17 protein-coding genes are annotated in these 17,792 nt (G+C 65.5%); 8 read left to right on the top strand and 9 right to left on the bottom strand.

Annotated elements, in window-relative coordinates; genetic code table 11:
• Position 1 precedes the first annotated feature (1 nt).
• From ASD45_RS19750 to ASD45_RS19730, 5 genes are all read right to left on the bottom strand, one after another.
• Complete coding sequence (locus ASD45_RS19750; protein ID WP_056913370.1) at positions 2 to 709, bottom strand: ABC transporter ATP-binding protein; 708 nt, start codon at positions 707 to 709, stop codon at positions 2 to 4.
• Positions 702 to 1,463: an ABC transporter ATP-binding protein gene (locus tag ASD45_RS19745; protein ID WP_056913369.1), complete on the bottom strand. Its 762-nt coding sequence runs from the start codon at positions 1,461 to 1,463 to the stop codon at positions 702 to 704. The genes ASD45_RS19750 and ASD45_RS19745 overlap by 8 nt, the downstream gene beginning before the upstream one ends.
• Positions 1,460 to 2,425 (bottom strand): branched-chain amino acid ABC transporter permease, encoded by a 966-nt coding sequence (locus tag ASD45_RS19740; protein ID WP_056913368.1) that lies wholly within the window; start codon positions 2,423 to 2,425, stop codon positions 1,460 to 1,462. Before ASD45_RS19740 ends, ASD45_RS19745 begins: the two co-directional genes overlap by 4 nt.
• Entirely contained in the window at positions 2,425 to 3,339 is a 915-nt protein-coding gene (locus ASD45_RS19735; protein WP_056913367.1) for a branched-chain amino acid ABC transporter permease, read from the bottom strand. The genes ASD45_RS19740 and ASD45_RS19735 overlap by 1 nt, the downstream gene beginning before the upstream one ends.
• 91 nt (positions 3,340 to 3,430) lie before the next feature.
• The gene (locus ASD45_RS19730) at positions 3,431 to 4,606 is read right to left on the bottom strand and encodes an ABC transporter substrate-binding protein (RefSeq protein WP_056913366.1); all 1,176 of its coding nucleotides are present in this window, start codon (positions 4,604 to 4,606) and stop codon (positions 3,431 to 3,433) included.
• A gap of 231 nt (positions 4,607 to 4,837) precedes the next feature.
• Here ASD45_RS19730 and ASD45_RS19725 point away from each other — a divergent pair, with 231 nt between their 5' ends.
• The 8 genes from ASD45_RS19725 (at position 4,838) to ASD45_RS19690 (ending at position 13,795) form a co-directional block, all read left to right on the top strand.
• Complete coding sequence (locus tag ASD45_RS19725) at positions 4,838 to 5,677, top strand: NAD(P)-dependent oxidoreductase (RefSeq protein ID WP_056913365.1); 840 nt, start codon at positions 4,838 to 4,840, stop codon at positions 5,675 to 5,677.
• Positions 5,678 to 5,704: 27 nt separating this feature from the next.
• Positions 5,705 to 6,496, top strand: coding sequence for a 2-(1,2-epoxy-1,2-dihydrophenyl)acetyl-CoA isomerase PaaG (gene paaG, locus ASD45_RS19720; RefSeq protein ID WP_056913364.1), 792 nt, complete (start codon positions 5,705 to 5,707; stop codon positions 6,494 to 6,496).
• A 20-nt stretch (positions 6,497 to 6,516) separates the two neighbouring features.
• The gene (locus ASD45_RS19715; RefSeq protein WP_056913363.1) at positions 6,517 to 6,834 is read left to right on the top strand and encodes a VCBS repeat-containing protein; all 318 of its coding nucleotides are present in this window, start codon (positions 6,517 to 6,519) and stop codon (positions 6,832 to 6,834) included.
• A 132-nt stretch (positions 6,835 to 6,966) separates the two neighbouring features.
• Complete coding sequence (locus ASD45_RS19710) at positions 6,967 to 7,824, top strand: FAD binding domain-containing protein (protein ID WP_056913362.1); 858 nt, start codon at positions 6,967 to 6,969, stop codon at positions 7,822 to 7,824.
• On the top strand, positions 7,821 to 10,166 hold the full coding sequence (locus ASD45_RS19705; RefSeq protein ID WP_056913361.1) for a xanthine dehydrogenase family protein molybdopterin-binding subunit: 2,346 nt from the start codon (positions 7,821 to 7,823) through the stop codon (positions 10,164 to 10,166). The genes ASD45_RS19710 and ASD45_RS19705 overlap by 4 nt, the downstream gene beginning before the upstream one ends.
• Positions 10,163 to 10,639 carry a (2Fe-2S)-binding protein gene (locus ASD45_RS19700; RefSeq protein WP_056913360.1) on the top strand — a complete coding sequence of 159 codons (477 nt, stop codon included), beginning with the start codon at positions 10,163 to 10,165 and terminating at the stop codon, positions 10,637 to 10,639. The genes ASD45_RS19705 and ASD45_RS19700 overlap by 4 nt, the downstream gene beginning before the upstream one ends.
• Before the next feature lie 15 nt (positions 10,640 to 10,654).
• Positions 10,655 to 12,928, top strand: a complete 2,274-nt coding sequence (locus tag ASD45_RS19695) for a xanthine dehydrogenase family protein molybdopterin-binding subunit (protein ID WP_056913359.1) — start codon at positions 10,655 to 10,657, stop codon at positions 12,926 to 12,928.
• A gap of 33 nt (positions 12,929 to 12,961) precedes the next feature.
• Positions 12,962 to 13,795, top strand: a complete 834-nt coding sequence (locus ASD45_RS19690) for an amidohydrolase family protein (protein WP_056913358.1) — start codon at positions 12,962 to 12,964, stop codon at positions 13,793 to 13,795.
• Between the two features lie 9 nt (positions 13,796 to 13,804).
• Here ASD45_RS19690 and ASD45_RS19685 read toward each other — a convergent pair whose 3' ends face one another.
• From ASD45_RS19685 to ASD45_RS19670, 4 genes are all read right to left on the bottom strand, one after another.
• Positions 13,805 to 14,266 (bottom strand): MarR family transcriptional regulator, encoded by a 462-nt coding sequence (locus tag ASD45_RS19685; protein ID WP_056913357.1) that lies wholly within the window; start codon positions 14,264 to 14,266, stop codon positions 13,805 to 13,807.
• A 106-nt stretch (positions 14,267 to 14,372) separates the two neighbouring features.
• Positions 14,373 to 15,098 (bottom strand): ABC transporter ATP-binding protein, encoded by a 726-nt coding sequence (locus ASD45_RS19680; RefSeq protein ID WP_056913356.1) that lies wholly within the window; start codon positions 15,096 to 15,098, stop codon positions 14,373 to 14,375.
• Positions 15,095 to 15,859, bottom strand: coding sequence for an ABC transporter ATP-binding protein (locus ASD45_RS19675; RefSeq protein WP_056913355.1), 765 nt, complete (start codon positions 15,857 to 15,859; stop codon positions 15,095 to 15,097). Before ASD45_RS19675 ends, ASD45_RS19680 begins: the two co-directional genes overlap by 4 nt.
• Positions 15,856 to 17,754, bottom strand: a complete 1,899-nt coding sequence (locus tag ASD45_RS19670) for an ABC transporter permease (protein ID WP_056913354.1) — start codon at positions 17,752 to 17,754, stop codon at positions 15,856 to 15,858. Before ASD45_RS19670 ends, ASD45_RS19675 begins: the two co-directional genes overlap by 4 nt.
• Between the last annotated feature and the right edge of the window lie 38 nt (positions 17,755 to 17,792).

Genomic DNA, 17,792 nt, shown 5'->3' with positions numbered 1-17,792 from the left:
ATCAGACTCCCAAATACCGATGCTGCACGTCGGTGTTGGCGGCGAGCTCCGCCGACAGCCCCGACCACACGACGCGACCGCGCTCGATCATGAAGTGGCGATCGGCGACGCGCAGCAGCGCGCCGACATTCTTGTCGATCACCATGACCGACAGGCCGGACTGCTTGAGCCGAGCGAGACAATTCCAGATTTCCTGGCGGATCAGCGGCGCGAGGCCTTCGGCGGCTTCGTCGAGAATGAGCAGGCGCGGATTGGTCATCAGCGCGCGGCCGACCGCGAGCATCTGCTGTTCGCCGCCCGAGAGCTGGTTGCCCATGCTGCTGGTGCGCTCGGCAAGACGCGGAAACAGATCGAACACCCGCTCCAGCGTCCATTCACCGCCATCACGCGCGACGGCGGTGGCGACGAGATTTTCCCGCACCGTGAGATTGGGGAAGATCTGGCGGCCTTCCGGCACCAGGCCGATGCCGCGCTGGGCGATGCGATAGGCCGGCAGCCCGCGGATTTCCTCGCCCATGAATTTGATCGAGCCGGCGCGCGCCATAGTGAGCCCCATGATCGAGCGCACGCTGGTGGTCTTGCCCATGCCGTTGCGGCCCATGAGCGTGACCATCTCGCCCGGCGCAATGGATAAGCCGACGCCGAACAACACCTGACTCTGGCCGTAGCAGGTCTCGACCCCGTCAAGCTGGAGGATGGCGTCAGGCATGAGCCACCTCCGCGTCGCCGAGGTAAGCCTCGCGCACCTGTCCGTTGGCGCGGATGTCGTCCGGCGAACCGGAGGCGATGATGCGGCCATAGACCAGAACGGATATGCGGTCAGCGAGCGCGAACACCGCTTCCATGTCGTGCTCGACCAGCAGAATGGTGAAATCGCGCTTCAGCGCCCGCAGCATTCCGACCATGCGCGCGGATTCCTCCGGGCCGAGCCCGGCCATCGGCTCATCGAGCAGCAGCAGCCGGGGCTTGCCGGCGAGCGCCATGGCCAGTTCAAGCAGGCGGTGTTCGCCGTGGCTGAGCGCGGCGGTCAGCCGGTCGGCGCGGTCGATGAGACCGACGCGGGCCAGCGCCGCAAGCGCCGGCTCGCGCAAGGCCGCATCGGAACGCGCCGGACGCCAGAACGAGAAGGAGTGCCCGGCATGCGCCTGCACCGCGAGGGCGACATTGTCGAGCACGCTGAGATCGAGAAACAGCGACGTGATCTGGAACGATCGCGCCAGCCCGATATGGCTGCGCTTCTGCATCGGCAGGCGGGTGATGTCGGCGCCGGCAAATTGGATCGCTCCGCTGTCGGCGAACAGCGAGCCCGACAACTGCGCGATGAGCGTGGTCTTGCCGGCGCCGTTCGGTCCGATCAGCGCGTGCAACTCGCCTTGGGGGATGGCGAAGGAGACATCGTCGGTGGCGACGATGCCGCCGAACCGCTTGGCGAGATGGCTGACCTCGAGCAGCGGCGAGCTCATGACGGCCTCCGCGCCGGGAAGCGTTCGCTCAACATGCCGAGGAGACCGTCGATGCCGCCGCGGGCGAACAGCACGACCAGGAGCAGCAGCGGCCCGAGGATGATCTGCCAATATTCGGTGAAACCCGACAGCACCTCTTCGAGCACCAACAGCGCGATGGCGCCCATCACCGGGCCGACCACGGTGCCCATGCCGCCAAGGACGACCATGATGATGAGGTCGCCGGAACGCGTCCAGTACATCACCGATGGCGAAACGAAGTCGGCCTGGTTGGCGAGCAGCGCGCCCGACAGGCCGCACAGCACGCCGGCGATGACGAAGGCGGTCAGCTTGTAGCGATAGGTCGGGAAACCGACGGCGCGCATGCGCACTTCGTTCGAGCGCACGCCCTGCAGGACCATGCCGAAGCGGGAATTGATCAGCCGGTAGACGAGATAGATCGCCGCGAACAGGATCGTCAGGCAGACATAATAGAACTGCGTCTTGTTCGACAGGTTCAGCGGGTCGACGAACTGGCTGCGCTTGTAAATCGTGAGGCCGTCGTCGCCGCCGTAGCGGGCGATGCCGGCGAAGATGTAATAGGCCATCTGCGCGAAGGCGAGCGTGATCATGATGAAATAGACGCCGCGCGTGCGCAGACTGAGCGCGCCGATCACCAGCGCGAACAGCGCCGAGGCGAGGATCACCACCGGCCATTGGACAAAGCCGCTATAGACGCCTTCATTGGCCAGCGCGCCGACCGCATAACCGCCGATGCCGAGGTAAACGGCGTGGCCGAAGCTCATCATGCCGCCGAAGCCGAGGATCAGATTGAGACTGACGGCCGCGAGCGCCATGATGACGATGCGGGTAAACAGCGTCAGTGCGAAGCGGTCGCCGGCGAGGTGCGAATAGACCGGCAGCAGCACCAGCGCGATCAGCAGGACGGCAACGAGGACGTTGCGAAACGTGAGCGGCGGCATCAGCGCTGCCCCGCCGAGAACAGGCCTTCGGGCTTCACGATGAGGACGATCGCCATCAGCAGGTAGATCAGCATGGACGACAGCGCCGGCGCCAAGGTCGAGGCCGCCGCCGGGCTGAGCACCTCGCGCAGCATGTCCGGCAGATAAGAGCGGCCGAGCGTGTCGATGAAGCCGACCAGCAGCGCCGCGACCAGCGCGCCGCGGATTGAGCCGATGCCGCCGATCACGGTGATGACGAAGGCAAGGATCAGGATGTTCTCGCCCATGCCGATCTGGACGGTAAGGATCGGCGCCTGCATCAACCCGGCCAGGCCGGCGAGCGCCGCACCGAGGCCGAACACCAGCGTATAGAGCAGCTTGATGTTGACGCCGAGCGCGCCGACCATTTCGCGGTTGGAGGCGCCGGCGCGGATCAGCATGCCGATACGCGTGCGCATCACCAGCGCGTAGAGGCCACCGGCGACGATCAGCGACACCACGATGATCGAGAACTTGTAGGCCGAATACTGAAAGCCGAGGATCGAGATCGGCTGCTGCAGCCAGGCTGGCAGGGGCAACGCCAGGCCGGCCGGGCCCCAGATCAGACGAACGCTCTCATTGAAGAACAGGATGAGGCCGAAGGTGCCGAGCACGTGGTCGAGGTGATCCCGGCCGTACAGCCGGCGCATGGCGACAACCTCCACCACCATGCCGACGAGCAGGGTCGCGAGCAGCGCCAGCACGGCGCCGAGCACGAAACTGCCGGTGAAGGCGGTGAAGGTCGCCGCGAAATAGGCGCCAACCATGTAGAGCGAGCCATGCGCCAGATTTACCAGATCCATGATGCCGAACACCAGCGTCAATCCGGCCGCCAGCATGAACAGCAGCAGGCCGAATTGCAGGCCGTTGAGGCATTGCTCGATGAAAAGGGTCATGGTCCTCGGTGATCGATCGTGAGGCAGCCACTATAAAACAAAACGGCGGAAACGCTCGCGCTTCCGCCGCTTTGCCGTTTGGCCGTGCCGCTTACTTCATCGGGCACTTGTCGTGGAAGCGGTCCTGGTCGTCCTTGACGATGGTCGCGACGGTCTTCAGCGAGAGCTGGCCGTCGGCGTCCTTGACCACGTCCTGCAGGTAGAAGTTCTGGATCGGGAAGTGATTGTTGCCGAACTTGAAGCCGCCGCGCAGCGACTTGAAGTCGGCCTTTTCCATGGCCTTCTGCACAGCCGCCTTGTCCGACAGGTTGCCCTTGGTGGCGACGACGGCCGAGTTGATGAGCTGCGCCGCGTCGTAAGCCTGGGCGCCGTAATAGGTCGGGCGCAAGCCGGTGTACTTCTTGCGGTAGTCGGCAACGAACTTCTTGTTCTGCTCGTTCGGCAGGTCGTTGACCCACTCCTGCGCGCCCGGCACGCCGATCGCATTGTCCTTCTGCAGCGGCAGCGACAGTTCGTCGATGGTGAAGGCGGTGTAGAGCGGCACCGAGCCCTTGAGACCGGACGCGGCATACTGGTTGAGGAACTGCACGCCGGCGGCGCCGGGATAGAACACGAAGATCGATTCAGCGCCGGAAGCCTTGGCCTTGGCCAGTTCGGCGGAGAAGTCGAGCTGCGATGGCCACGTCGTGAGTTCCTGGCCAACCACCTTGCCCTTGAAGGTCGAGGCGACGCCCGCCAGCATGTCCTTGCCGGCGGCATAGTTCGGGCCGATCAGGAAGACGCTCTTCACGTTCTTCTGATTCATGTAGAGGCCCATGGCCTGCGGCGTCTGGTCGTTCTGCCACGAGGTCGAGAAGAAATACGGCGAGCACAATTCGCCGGCGATCTGCGACGGCCCGGCATTGGCGCTGATGATGAAGGTCTTGGAATCGACGGCCGGCTTAAGCGCGGCGAGCATCACGTTCGACCAGATATAGCCGGTGATGAAATCGACCTTGTCGCTTTCGATCAGCTTCTCGGTCTTCTGCTTGCCGACATCGGGCTTCTGCGCGTCGTCTTCGTAGATGACCTCGACCGGGATGCCGCCCATCTTGCGGCCCATGTGATCGAGCGCCAGTTCGAACGAATTGCGCATGTCGTTGCCGATCACCGCCGTCGGACCGCTGAAGGTCGAGACGAAGCCGATTTTGATCGATTTTTGCTGTGCCAGCGCGGGCTGAGCCGCCAGCAGAGCGACGGCAGTGGCCGCCAGGAGCGCGTTACGCATTTTAATTCCTCCCCTTTGGTCACTTCGGACCATTTTGCTTTCGCCGGACAGCCTAGCTGAATTTCCGCCGAACCGTCTACGGCTTGCTGATGCTATCGCGGTTTGGCGGGCGGCCCGGTTGAACTATAATTCCAGTTGTGGCGAGGCTTAACATCCATGGCGCAAGGGTCGCTGCCGCCGTAGAACGCCTCACGCCCCTCGCGATCCCGCAGCCGATCAGAAGGACAATCGATGCCGCCGACCATTGCCATTATTGCCGCAGGCGCCATGGGGGCCGGCGTCGCCCAATGTCTCACGGCCAAAGGCGTCACGGTTCTCACCTCGCTCGCCGGCCGCAGCCCGGCCAGCGTCAAACGGGCGACCGAGGCCGGCATGCGCGACGCGGATGACCGGGCACTGGCGGAAGCCGACTTCGTCCTTACGATCCTGCCGCCGGGCGAGGCCGTGGCGCTGGCCGAGCGGCTGGCGCCGGCGCTCGCCGCCGCGCCGCGCAAGACCATCTACGTGGATTGCAACGCCGTTTCGCCGCCGACGGCGCAGGCGGTGGCCGATATCATTGCACCGACCGGATGTGGCTTCATCGACGCCGGCATCATCGGTCCGCCGCCCAAGCCGGGCTCAACGGCGACGAAGTTCTACGTGTCCGGTCCGCGCGCCGGGGACATGACGACACTGAACGACTACGGCCTTATTGTTCGCCCGCTCGATGGTCCGCTCACCGCGGCGTCGGCGCTGAAGATGTCCTATGCCGGCATCACCAAAGGCCTGACCGCGCTTGGCGCCACGATGATGCTCGCGGCGACGCGCGGCGGTTCCGCCGAGGCCCTGCGCGCCGAACTCGCCGATAGCCAGCGCGAACTGCTGACCTATTTCGAGCGCGCAGTGCCTGGCATGTACGGCAAGGCCTATCGCTGGGTCGCCGAACTCGACGAGATCGCCGCTTTCGTCGGCAGCGATCGGCCGGAAAGCGAAATGCTGTCGGCCGCCGCGAGGCTCTATGAAAACATCGCCGCGGATGTTGCCGGAGAAAAGCGGGAAACCGCTGTACTCGACCGATTCCTCAAGCGATAAACGCGTTTCTCCGTTCGCAGGCTTTCCATGTCCGAACCATCCATCCTGGTCACGCGCGAAGCCGGCTTTCGTATCGTCACGCTCAACCGGCCGGAGCGGCTCAATGCCTTCAACGATGCGATGCACGAGGAATTGCGTGCCGCGATCGATGAAGCGGAAGCGGATGAGGACTGCCGCGCGCTTCTGATCACCGGCGCGGGCCGTGGCTTCTGCGCCGGGCAGGATCTCAGCGACCGGCTGCTGAAACCGGGCGAAAAGCCGGTGCCGCGCGAGTCGCTGGAGAAATATTACAATCCGCTGGTGCGCAAACTTCGTGCCCTGCCCTTCCCGGTCGTCGCCGCCGTCAATGGCGTCGCCGCCGGCGCCGGCGTCAACATTGCGCTGGCCTGCGATATCGTCATCGCCGCGCAGTCGGCCAGTTTCACGCAATCCTTCGCCCGCATCGGCCTCGTGCCCGATTCCGGCGGCACCTATATTTTGCCCCGGCTGATCGGCGACGCGCGCGCTCGCGCGCTGATGCTGATCGCGCAACAGGTGTCCGCCGAACGCGCGGCCGAATGGGGCATGATCTGGCGTTGCCTCAACGACAAGGACCTGATGCCGGAAGCGATCCGCACATGCCAGCATTTCGCCACCGCGCCGACGCAGGGACTGGCACTGATCAAGCGCGCGCTGGACGCTTCGGCGACCAACTCGCTCGATGAACAACTGGACCTCGAGCGGGATCTGCAGCGCGAGGCCGTGATGTCGCCCGACTATGCCGAAGGCGTGCGCGCCTTCATGGAAAAGCGGAAGCCGCACTTCCGCGGCCGCAAGTAACGCAAACGGACGCTGGATCGATGAAAACGGATTTCCTCGCTCTTGCCTGCCTCATCTCGATGGGTCTGATCGTCGCGCCCATGGCCGAGGCCAGGCCGGGGCCCAAATCGAAGCATCACGTCGTGCGCAAGACCGGGGTCAAGAAGAACAGCCCGTCCGGCGGCGTGACGATGGACAGCCAGGATATCGACGGCGACGGCACGCCCGACACAGTCGTCGTCGCGCCGCCCAAGCCGAAACCGAGGAAGCGCGGCGCGTCGATCAGTACCCAGGATGTGAACGGTGACGGCACTCCGGACACGGTCGTGCGGACGCACGCCAAGCCGACAAAGCCCTGACGCCGCTTCCGCGGAAGCATACCGTTGACTCCGACGAACCGAGATCGTTAGCATACACACAATCTCGGAGCGCGCGATCCCGGACGGACGGCCTGTTTTCCGGGTCCCGCGCGCGTGCAGGAACGACGCCGCATGAAGCCCGCGCCCTTCGTCCGCCATGTCCCGCGCAGCCTCGACGAGGCCCTGAAAATCCTGGCCGACGTCGCCGGCGATGACGGCCGCATTCTGGCCGGAGGGCAGAGCCTGGTGCCGATCATGGCGTTCCGGCTCGCCAAGCCGGCGCATCTGGTGGACATCAACGAGGTCGAAGGCCTCGACAAGATCGCCGACGACGGCAAGGCGCTGACGATCGGCGCCCGCGTCCGGCACGCCGCCTTCCACAAGCCGGTGACCGGCAATCCGCTCGGCGCCCTGCTCGCTTATGTGGCGCGGCACATCGCGCATTATCCGATCCGCATGCGCGGCACGTTCTGCGGCAGCCTCGCGCATGCCGACCCGTCGTCGGAATGGTGTCTGACCGCGGCGACGCTCGATGCCGTGATGGTGGCAAAAAGCATCAATGGAACGCGCGAGATTAAGGCCGCCGAATTCTTCGACGGCATCATGTCCACGCACCTCAAAGAAGACGAACTGCTTGCCGAGGTGCGCCTGCCGCTGCTGCCGGCTGACGCGAGGTTCGGCTTCTACGAATTCAGCCGCCGTGCCGGCGACTTCGCCATGTCCGCTTCGCTCGTTACCTACCGGCTCGATGGCGGCAAGATCGTCGACGCGCGCGTCGGCCTCGGCGGCGCCGAGGCTTCGCCGCGCCGCATCCCGGAGGCGGAAGCAGAGCTCAACGGCAAGGCAGCCGGTGACGCCGCCTTCCGCGCCGCCGGCGAAGCGGCGAGCCGCGCCATCGAACCGCTCGTTGATCACCAGACCGACGCCGACTATCGCCGCGATCTGGTGCGCGTCGTGGTACGCCGCGCGCTCGAGCATTCACTCACATGACCGCGCATACCAAAGGCTCCGGCGGCGATGGCATGAAGTGGGTCGGCCGCTCGATTCGCCGGCTGGAAGATCCGGCTCTGGTGCGCGGCAAAGGCCGCTTCACCGCCGACCTGCCGGCCGCGCACTGGGTGCGCTTCGTGCGCAGCCCCAATGCCGCGGGCACGATCAAGGGCATCACCGCGCCGGATGACGCCATGGTGATCACCGCCGCCGACATCAAAGGCGTGAAGAAGATCACGCCGATGCTGCACAAATTCAGTTACCGACCGGTCGGCCAGCCGATCCTTGCCGACGGCGAAGTCCGCTTCGTCGGTGAGGCGATCGCCGCCGTGGTGGCGGCGAGCGAGGAAGAGGCCGAGGACATCGCCGATCTCGTCGAGATCGAGATCGAAGACGCGTTGCCGTTGGTCGACAGCCGCGCCGCCGTCGCCGACGGGGCACGGCAGATCCATGCCGAGGCGCCGGGCAACGTCATCCTCAAGGGCGAAGTGAAGACGCCCGGCTTCGACGAGGTCTGGGCGGGTGCGGCGAAAATCGTGAAGATCGACGCCCGCTCCAACCGGCAGAACGCCACGCCGATGGAAGCGCGCGCGGCGCACGCGGCGTATGATTCCATCACCGGCCGCATCACGCTGCATTGCACGACGCAAATGCCGCATTTGATGCGTACGGCGATCGCCGACTGTCTCGGCATGCCGGAAAGCGACCTGCGCGTCGTCGCGCCCGATGTCGGCGGCGGCTTCGGCCAGAAGATGTCGCTATGCGCCGAATATGTGCTGGTGACGTGGCTGGCGCGGCACCTGAAGTCGTCGGTCGGCTGGACCGAGGACCGCCGCGAGAACCTGATCGCCTCGTTCCACTCGCGCGACCAGTACATCGCTTTGGAAGGCGCCTTCGACAAGGATGCGAAGCTGCTGGCGCTGCGCGCCGACGTCTTGTCGAATGTCGGCGCCTATTCGTGCTTCCCCACCACCTCCGGCGTCGAGCCGCTGATGGCGATGGCGGAGATGCCGGGCCCCTATGATGTGCAGCAGTATCAGTGCGTCGCGCGCGGCGCGCTGACCAACACCTGCACCATGGCCGCCTATCGCGGTGTGTCGCGCCCGGTGATCACTTTCACGCTCGAACGGCTGATGGACAAGGCAGCCAAGGCCTTCGCCATCGATTGCATCGATATTCGCCGCCGCAACCTGATTACGACGTTTCCCTACAAGTCGGCGACGGGTCTCGAATACGACGAAGCGAGCTATCGCCAGACCATGGAGATGGCGGTCGAGGCCATCAACGTGCCGGCGTTCCGCGCCCGCCAGCAACTGGCGCGCGAGAAGGGCGAATATCTCGGCATCGGCTTTGCAACCTTCTCCGAGCGCACCGGCTATGGCTCGCCGGCCTTCGCGGCACGCGGCATGGCGATCACGCCGGGCTGGGAGACGGTGCATGTCACGGTCGACCCATCCGGCTTCGTCGAGGCGCGCATCGGCTCCTCGCCGCACGGCCAGGGCCTGCGCACCACGCTGGCGCAGATCATCGCCGACGAGATCGGCGTGCCACCGGGGATGATCAAGGTCGTTCATGGCGACACCGACACAGCGCCCTACGGTTGGGGCACCTTTGCGTCACGCTCGCTGGTGATTTCCGGCGGCGCGACCTTGATCGCGTCGCGGAAGATCCGCGCCAAGCTTCTGAAGATCGCCGGCCACATGCTGGAAGCGGCCGAGACCGACATCGTGCTTGCGGACGGCAAGGCCAAGGTCGCCGGCACCGACCGCGAAGTCTCCATCGCGGCGATGGCGCGTGAAGCCTATACGCAGACGCATCGCTTCAAGGGCGAGATCGAACCCGGCCTCTCCGAGAGCGGCACCTACGATCCGCCGGGCACTTTCTCGAATGCCTGCCACGTCGCCATCGTGCGGCTCGATCCCGAGACCGGCCACGTCAGGATCGAGCGCTATCTGGTCGCGGAAGACGCCGGCCGCATCATCAATCCGATGATCGCCGACGGTCAGGTGCATGGCGGCGTCGTGCAGGGCATCGGCAACGCCCTGCTCGAAGAGATCGTCTACGACGACAGCGGCGCGATCCTCACCGCCAATCTCGCCGATTACATGCCGCCGACTGCGCATGAAGTGCCGCCGATCGAACTGCACCACATGGAAACGCCATCGACGCAGTCCATTACCAAGGCCAAGGGCCTCGGCGAAGGCGGCACGATCGGGCCGCCGGCCGCCATCGTCAACGCCATCAATGATGCGCTGACGCCGTTCAATGTCGAAATCGACACCATTCCGGCAACCCCGCAGCGCATCCGCGCGCTGCTGCGCAACGCCGAGAGAGCACCATGAGCGAAAAGACCGCCCTCACGCTGACTATCAACGGCAAGGACCACGCGATATCGGTCGAGCCGCGCCGCACCCTGGCTGACGCCATCCGCGAGGACTGCGGCCAGACCGGCACGCATATCGGCTGTGAGCACGGCGTCTGCGGCGCCTGCACCGTCATCGTCGACGATGCGCCGGTACGTTCCTGTTTGATGTTCGCGGTGCAGGCCGAGGGCAAGAAGATCCGCACCGTGGAAGGTCTCGCCGACGGCGACACGTTGCATCCGATGCAGCAGGCGTTCATGGACAATCACGGCCTGCAGTGCGGCTTCTGCACCCCCGGCTTTCTCATGCTGGCGGTCGGTGTCCTGGAACGCGAACCCGACATCAGCGACGAGGATCTGATCGACGTGCTGTCGTCGAACCTGTGCCGCTGCACCGGCTATCAGAACATCATCAAGTCCGTGCGCGCCGCGGCGCAGGAAATGCGGAAGTGAAGCCGGCGCGCCGCCATGGCTGAACCAAAAAAGAAATTCATCGGCCGCTCGGTGCCGCGGCTGGAGGACCGGCCGCTGCTGACCGGTCAGGGCCGCTTTGCCGCCGACGTCAATTTCCCCGGGCAGTGGGCGATGCGCGTCGTGCGCTCGCCCATCGCGCATGGAAGGCTCAAAAGCATCGACGCCACGGCCGCGCTCGCCATGGCGGGCGTCCATGCGGTGTGGACCTTTGCCGACGTCGCGCATATTCCGCCGATCCCGTTCCGCCTCACCGGCCTCGTCGAGCTGGAGCCCTATCAGCAGCGCGTGCTGGCGAGCGATTATGTGCGCTATGTCGGCGAGCCGGTCGCCGTCGTGTTCGCCGATGACGCGTACCTCGCCGAGGACGCCGCCGAGACGATCGAACTCGATATCGAGCCGCTGGCGCCGGTGATGAAGGCGACCGACGAGCCCGGACCGTTCGACGAGACGCAGAACACCGAGCCGAGCGTCATCGTCAAAAGCTACGGCGACGTCGAGGCCGCGTTCAAGGCAGCCGATTCCACCATCACGCTCGAGCTGTCGGTCGGCCGCCATTCCGGCGTGCCGCTCGAGACTCGCGGCGCCATCGGCTACTACAACGAAGCGCTTGGCCGGCTGGAGATGCATGGCGCCGCCAAGGTGCCGCACTGGAACCGCGACACCATGGGCCGCATGCTCGGCCGCACGCGCGACGACTTCCAGCTCTTCGAGGGTCACGTCGGCGGCGGCTTCGGCATTCGCGGCGAAATCTATCCCGAGGACGTCATTGTCTGTGCGGCCGCGTTGCATTTCAGGAAGCCGATCAAGTGGATCGAGGACCGCCGCGAGCATCTGATCAGCGCCAATCACTCGCGCCAGCAGACACACCGGATCCGCGCCGCCATCGATCGCCAGGGCCGCATCCTCGCCATCGACGACGAGTTCTTTCACGACAACGGCGCCTATATGCGCACCCACGCGGCGACCGTGCCGGACCTCGCCGCGGCGATGCTGCCCGGGCCCTACCGGGTGCCGGCCTATCGCGCCACCGGCCACATCCGTCTCACCAACAAGACGCCGTGCGGCACCTATCGCGCGCCAGGCCGCTATGAATCCACCTTCGTGCGCGAACGCCTGATCGACGCCATCGCCGCCAGTGTCGGCGTCGACAAGGTCGAGATCCGCAAGCGCAACCTACTGCCGAAAAGCGCGATGCCCTATGCGCTCAATCTCGAAACGCTCGGCACCCACATCGTCTACGACTCCGGCGACTACGCCCTGCTGCTCGACAAGGCGCTGGAACGCGCCGGCTGGCCGAAGCTGCAGAAGGAGATCGCCAAACGCCGCGCCAACGGCGAACTGATCGGCGCCGGCGTGGCCATGTTCGTCGAGAAGAGCGGCCTTGGCCCGTTCGACGATGTGCGCCTCGAGGTCAAGCCCGACGGTGGCATCGAACTCGTCACCGGCGCGGCCTCGGTCGGCCAGGGCATCGAGACGGCCATGGCGCAGATCTGCGCCGAAACGCTCGGCGTCGATTACGCCGCGATCAATGTCGTGCACGGCCAGACCGATCGTATCGGTCGCGGCCTCGGCGCCTTTGCCTCGCGCGTCACCGTGATGACCGGAGAAGCCACGCGCCGCGCGGCCGACAAATTGCGGACGAAGGCGCTGATGCACGCCGCCGGGCTGATGCAAACCGACGCGGCCCAGCTCGACATCGTCGATGGCGAGATCGTGCGCGCCGATGGCGCCGGTCCATCGATGAAGCTTGTCGAACTGGCGATGGCGAGGCCGGGCGAACTCATCGCCGAGGATTCATTCGAATCGAAGCACATGGTCTACCCCTACGGCGTCCATGTCGCGGCGGTCCGCGTCGATGCCGAGACCGGCGGCGTCACCATCGAAAAATACGTGATGGCCTACGATGTCGGCCGCGCGGTGAACCCGACGCTTGTCGAAGGCCAGATCGCCGGCGGCCTGGCGCAGGGTATCGGCGGCGCGCTGTACGAGGAATTCCTTTATGACGAAGCCGGCGAGCCATTGTCCGTCACCTTCGCCGACTATCTGATGCCGACGGCGCGCGAAGTGCCGGCATCCTCGATCCTGATCACCGAAGACGCCCCGAGCCCGCTCAATCCGCTCGGCCTCAAGGGCGCCGGCGAAGGCGGTACCAACCCTGTTGGCGCGGCAATCGCCTCTGCTATAGATGATGCCCTGCAGCGGCCGGGCGCGATCGCCACCCTTCCGGTGACGCCGCAGCGCCTTCGAGCCATCTGCAAGATGTCATAAAGAGTTTCGGGAAACGTTCAAGGGAATCCGTCGATGAGCGACGACAGCGTGCCGCAGTTGAAGGCGCCAGCCGGCACCTGCGACTGCCATATCCACATTTACGATTCGCATTACCCGACCGCGCCGACCGCCGTGGTGACGCCGCCCGACGCTTCGCTCGCCGACTACATGGCGATGTGCAAGAGGGTCGGCATTGAGCGCACCGTGTTGGTGCAGGCTTCCGCTTACGGCAAGGACAACCGCCTGCTGCTCAAGTGCATGGAAGAGATGGGGCCGCGCGCCCGCGGCATCGTCGTGGTCGATGACACCGTGACCGACGAAGAACTCGATCGCCTGACCAAGCTGGGGGTGCGCGGCATCCGCTTCTTCATGCTGGCCGGCGCGCCGCTGCCGCTGTCGCTGCTCGAGACGATGGCGGCGCGCGTGGCGCCGTTCGGCTGGACCATCAACTTCCAATGCGACGGCCGCGACCTGGCCGATCACGAAGCGCGGCTCAAGGCGCTGCCGACCACCGTGACCATCGATCACCAGGGTAAATTCCTCGAGCCGGTCGAGCCGGATCATCCCGGCTTCAAGGCCCTGCTGCGCATGCTGGAGACCGGCAAGGTCTGGTACAAGCTCGCCGCGCCTTACGAGACCTCGAAGCTCGGCCCGCCTTACTACGACGATGTCGGCAAACTGGCGAAGCTCTTGGTCAAGGCCGCGCCGGACCGCGGACTGTGGGCGTCGAACTGGCCCTATCCGATGGCGGGCGCCAAGACGCCGAAGGACGCCTGGACGCTCGACATGCTGCTCGACTGGGTGCCGGACGAGAAAACCCGGCAGAAGATTCTGGTCGACAATCCGGCGAAGCTTTACGGCTTCTGAGCGAACTGCTCAGCCCAGCTTCTTGAGCAGCGCCGCGATCGTGCGCTGTTCGGACGCGGTCAGCGGCCCCAGGGTCTGCGTCGTGATCTTTCCCGCGACCTTCATCGCCGCCTCGGTGACACGGCGGCCTTCGTCGGTCAGCGTTACCGCGCGGCGCCGGCGATCCTTCGGATCGCTCAGCGCGGTGACGAAGCCGCGAACGTTCAAGCGATCGACCACGCCCTTGATGGTCGCGGCGTCGAGATAGATCAGCCGGCCGAGCTGGTTCTGCGACGACGGACCGGTCTCATACAACTTGGCGAGCGCGGCAAATTGCGTCTGCGTCAGTCCCTCGATCATGTTCGCGGTGAAGATCGAGGTATGACGCTGCATGGCAATGCGCATCAGGAAGCCGACCTGCTCATCGAGCCGGTAGCCGCCGTTTGACGTTTCCTCGGCCACGCCGGCGACATTGAGTTTGCTGCGCGCCATTCCCCAAACCGCTTTTAAAAGGACCATCACCTGGGGCCCGCGATGGCCCTCGTGAATCATGACCGGGAAACGGCTTAAGCGAAAGTCTTTTTACCGCCAAATTGACTCAAACGGTCAGGTAAGCCCGCTGCACTTCGAGATTACCGGCCAATTCGGCCATCGTGCCCTGCCAGTGTATCTCGCCCTTCTCCAGCACATAGACCCGGTCCGACACCAGCCGCGCGAAATGGATGTTCTGCTCGGACAGCAGGATCGACAGCCCTTCTTTCTTCAGCTCGATGATGGTGTTGGCCATCTGCTCGACGATCAGCGGCGCCACGCCCTCGGACGGTTCATCCAGCAGCACCAGCAGCGGATTACCCATCAGCGTGCGCGCGACCGTCAGCATCTGCTGCTCGCCGCCGCTCATGCGGCCGCCGGGCCGGTTCGGCATTTCGCCCAGGTTCGGAAACAGCGCAAACAGCCGCTCCGGCGTCCACACCGGCGCGGCCGCGCCGTCGGCGAACTGGCGCGGCGGTTGACGGCCGATGTCGAGATTTTCCAGAACCGTCAGTTCGGAGAAGATGCGGCGGTCCTCCGGCGTGAAACCAAGGCCCAGCCGCGCGATCTCGAACGGCCGCAGGCCGGCGATATCCGCGCCGTTGAAACGCAGCGCGCCGCGCCGCGACACCAGCCCCATCAGCGCCTTCATGGTCGTGGTCTTGCCAGCGCCATTGCGGCCCATCAGCGCCACGACTTCGCCGCGCCCGACATTGAACGATACGTCGTGCAGTATCTGCGCCGCGCCATACCAGGCCTGCAGCCCTGCGACCGAGAGCATGGCGTCGTTCATGACGCTGTCTCCTGGAAGGTCTTGCCGGTGCCGAAATACACTTCCCGCACCTTGGCATTGTCGCGGATCGCGGCGGCATTGCCATCGGCTATCAGCCTGCCCCGCGCCAGCACGATGATGCGGTCGGCGTATGAGAACACCACGTCCATCGAATGTTCGGTGAACAGCACCGAAATGCCGCGCTCGACCACCAGCGCCTTGACCAGCTTGATGAGATCGTTGCGCTCGCGCGGCGCCATGCCGGCGGTTGGTTCGTCCATCAACAGAAGCTGCGGATCGTTGGCCAGCGCAATGGCAAGTTCGATGCGCTTGACGTCGCCGTAGGCGAGTTCGCGGCTCGGCCGGTCGGCGGCATCCGCCATGCCGACCTGCGCCAGCAGTTCGAGCGCGCGCTCGCGGTGAAGCGAGGCCGCCGGCCGCCACAGGCCGAGAATTCCGCGTGCATGCGAGATCAGCGCCATCTGCACGTTCTCGACCACGGTCATCGAACCGAAAGTCGCCGCCACCTGAAAGGTACGGCCGACGCCGAGCCGCCAGATGTCGCGCGGCGCCATGCCGGCGATGGACTTGTCGCCAATGAGAATATCGCCGGAGTCCGGCGTCAGTTGGCCGTTGATCATGTTGAAGGTGGTCGATTTGCCGGCGCCGTTCGGCCCGATCAACGCCAGGAATTCGCCCTTGCCGATGTCGAACGACACGTCGTTCACGGCATGGACGCCGCCGAAGGTCTTGGACAGCGACCTGACCGAGAGCACGCTCATGCGGCGCCTCCCGGTTTGCGGCCGAGCTTGCGCGACAGCGCCGACAAGGCGCCGGCGATGCCCTGCGGGAACGCCAGCACCAGCACGAGAATGATGACACCTAGCAGTGCGCGCCAGTATTCAGTCTGCCGCATCACCGTGTCCTGCAAGACGGCATAGACCGAGGCGCCGACGATCGGCCCGACCAAGGTCTGGATGCCACCGAGCAACACCATGACAAGACCGTCGATCGAGCGGCTGACGCTGATCGCCTCCGGCGAGATCGAACCCTTGGCGAAGGCGAACAGGCCGCCGGCGATGCCGCAGACGCAGCCGGCAATGGCGAAGCCGAGCCAGTGAATGCGTTTGACGTCGATGCCGATGGCCTCGGCACGCAATGGCGAATCCCGCCCCGCCCGCATGGCATAGCCGAACGGCGCGAACAGGAAGCGGCGCAGTACCAGGATGGCGATGACCGTGAAGGCCAGCGCCAGCAGGAAATAGGCCCACGACTTGTTGAACGGCGCCGCCGGCCAGACGCCGATCACGCCGTTGGAGCCGCCGGTGAAGCCCTCCCACTGGAACACCAGGGCCCAGACGATCTGCGCGAAGGCCAGCGTCAGCATGGCGAGGTAGACGCCGGACAGGCGGACCGCGAACCAGCCGAACAGCAGCGCACCGAGAAGCGCGACCAGCGGCGCGGTGAACAGCGCCGCCAGCATCGGGAAGCCGGCGAGCTTCACCAGCAGCGCCGCGCCATAGGCGCCAAGCCCGAAATAGGCGGCATGACCAAAGGAGTGCATGCCGCCCGGCCCCATGATGAAGTGCAGCGACGTGGCGAAGATCACCGCGATCAGCACGTCGGTCGCCAGCACCAGGACGTAGGGCGAGGTCTGCGCCAGCAGCGGCAGCGCCAGCAGCAGCACCAGGACGACGGCGCCGAGCACCTTGAGCATGGGCGTCGCCGGACGGATCGGAGCTTCCGGCTCGGCGACCGAGCGCACCACGCCCTGCGGCTTGCCGAGCAGGCCGTAAGGCCGCGCGATCAGGACGATGGCCATGACGATGAATTCGGCGACCAGCGTGAATTTGGAGAAGTTCACGGTGACGAAGCCGAGATTGACGACGCCGATGGCGATGCACAGCGCCTTGACCTCGGCGATGATGATGGCCGCGAGATAGGCGCCGGTGATCGAACCCATGCCGCCGACGACGACGACGACGAAGGCATCGCCGATGGCGACGAGGTCTGTCGCCAGGTTGGCCGGCTCGCGCGCGACCTGCAACGCGCCGCCGAGCCCGGCGAGCAGCGCGCCGAGCGCAAAGACCGAGGTGAACAGAACGGCCTGATTGACGCCAAGCGCGCCGACCATCTCGCGGTCCTGCGTGGCGGCGCGCATCAGCCGGCCGAAACGGGTTTTCGCCAGCGCGAAGTGCAGCACGATCAGCACCGCGGGCGCGATGAAGATGAGGAACAGATCGTAGCTCGGGAGGCGGCGGCCGAAGATCTCGACGGCGCCGGCGAGCCCCGGCGCGCGCGGTCCGAGCAGATCTTCCGGTCCCCACAGCCACAGGGTGGCGTCATTGATGACGAGTACCAGCGCGAAGGTCGCCAGCAACTGAAACAGTTCGGGTGCGCGATAGATCCTGCGCAGCAGCACGATCTCGATCAGCGCGCCGATGACGCCGACGATGAGCGCGGTGAGAACGATGCCGCCCCAGAAGCCGAACGCGCCGCCGATCTTGGTCGCCAGTGAATAGGCGATATAGGTCCCCAACATATAGAGGGACCCGTGCGCGATATTGACGATGCGGGTGACGCCGAAGATCAGCGACAGACCGGCCGCGATGAAGAACAGCCCGGACGCCGTGGAGAGGCCGTTGAGAGCCTGAAACAGGAGCGCGTTGAGGGTCATGGCTTTTTCCCCTCTCCCCGCGTGCGGGGAGAGGGTGC

Origin of the sequence: Pseudolabrys sp. Root1462, from assembly GCF_001426945.1 — a bacterium.
In the GTDB taxonomy this organism is placed as follows: Bacteria; Pseudomonadota; Alphaproteobacteria; order Rhizobiales; family Xanthobacteraceae; genus Pseudolabrys.
This window is presented reverse-complemented; position numbering and strand designations above follow the sequence as displayed.

Coding starts and splice junctions, on each gene's coding strand:
- ASD45_RS19745 (WP_056913369.1), bottom strand. CDS start 1,463: ATGAGCTCGCCGCTGCTCGAGGTCAGCCATCTCGCCAAGCGGTTCGGC.
- ASD45_RS19700 (WP_056913360.1), top strand. CDS start 10,163: ATGAGCGAAAAGACCGCCCTCACGCTGACTATCAACGGCAAGGACCAC.
- paaG (WP_056913364.1), top strand. CDS start 5,705: ATGTCCGAACCATCCATCCTGGTCACGCGCGAAGCCGGCTTTCGTATC.
- ASD45_RS19695 (WP_056913359.1), top strand. CDS start 10,655: ATGGCTGAACCAAAAAAGAAATTCATCGGCCGCTCGGTGCCGCGGCTG.
- ASD45_RS19715 (WP_056913363.1), top strand. CDS start 6,517: ATGAAAACGGATTTCCTCGCTCTTGCCTGCCTCATCTCGATGGGTCTG.
- ASD45_RS19680 (WP_056913356.1), bottom strand. CDS start 15,098: ATGAACGACGCCATGCTCTCGGTCGCAGGGCTGCAGGCCTGGTATGGC.
- ASD45_RS19730 (WP_056913366.1), bottom strand. CDS start 4,606: ATGCGTAACGCGCTCCTGGCGGCCACTGCCGTCGCTCTGCTGGCGGCT.
- ASD45_RS19710 (WP_056913362.1), top strand. CDS start 6,967: ATGAAGCCCGCGCCCTTCGTCCGCCATGTCCCGCGCAGCCTCGACGAG.
- ASD45_RS19675 (WP_056913355.1), bottom strand. CDS start 15,859: ATGAGCGTGCTCTCGGTCAGGTCGCTGTCCAAGACCTTCGGCGGCGTC.
- ASD45_RS19735 (WP_056913367.1), bottom strand. CDS start 3,339: ATGACCCTTTTCATCGAGCAATGCCTCAACGGCCTGCAATTCGGCCTG.
- ASD45_RS19740 (WP_056913368.1), bottom strand. CDS start 2,425: ATGCCGCCGCTCACGTTTCGCAACGTCCTCGTTGCCGTCCTGCTGATC.
- ASD45_RS19685 (WP_056913357.1), bottom strand. CDS start 14,266: ATGGCGCGCAGCAAACTCAATGTCGCCGGCGTGGCCGAGGAAACGTCA.
- ASD45_RS19750 (WP_056913370.1), bottom strand. CDS start 709: ATGCCTGACGCCATCCTCCAGCTTGACGGGGTCGAGACCTGCTACGGC.
- ASD45_RS19725 (WP_056913365.1), top strand. CDS start 4,838: ATGCCGCCGACCATTGCCATTATTGCCGCAGGCGCCATGGGGGCCGGC.
- ASD45_RS19705 (WP_056913361.1), top strand. CDS start 7,821: ATGACCGCGCATACCAAAGGCTCCGGCGGCGATGGCATGAAGTGGGTC.
- ASD45_RS19690 (WP_056913358.1), top strand. CDS start 12,962: ATGAGCGACGACAGCGTGCCGCAGTTGAAGGCGCCAGCCGGCACCTGC.
- ASD45_RS19670 (WP_056913354.1), bottom strand. CDS start 17,754: ATGACCCTCAACGCGCTCCTGTTTCAGGCTCTCAACGGCCTCTCCACG.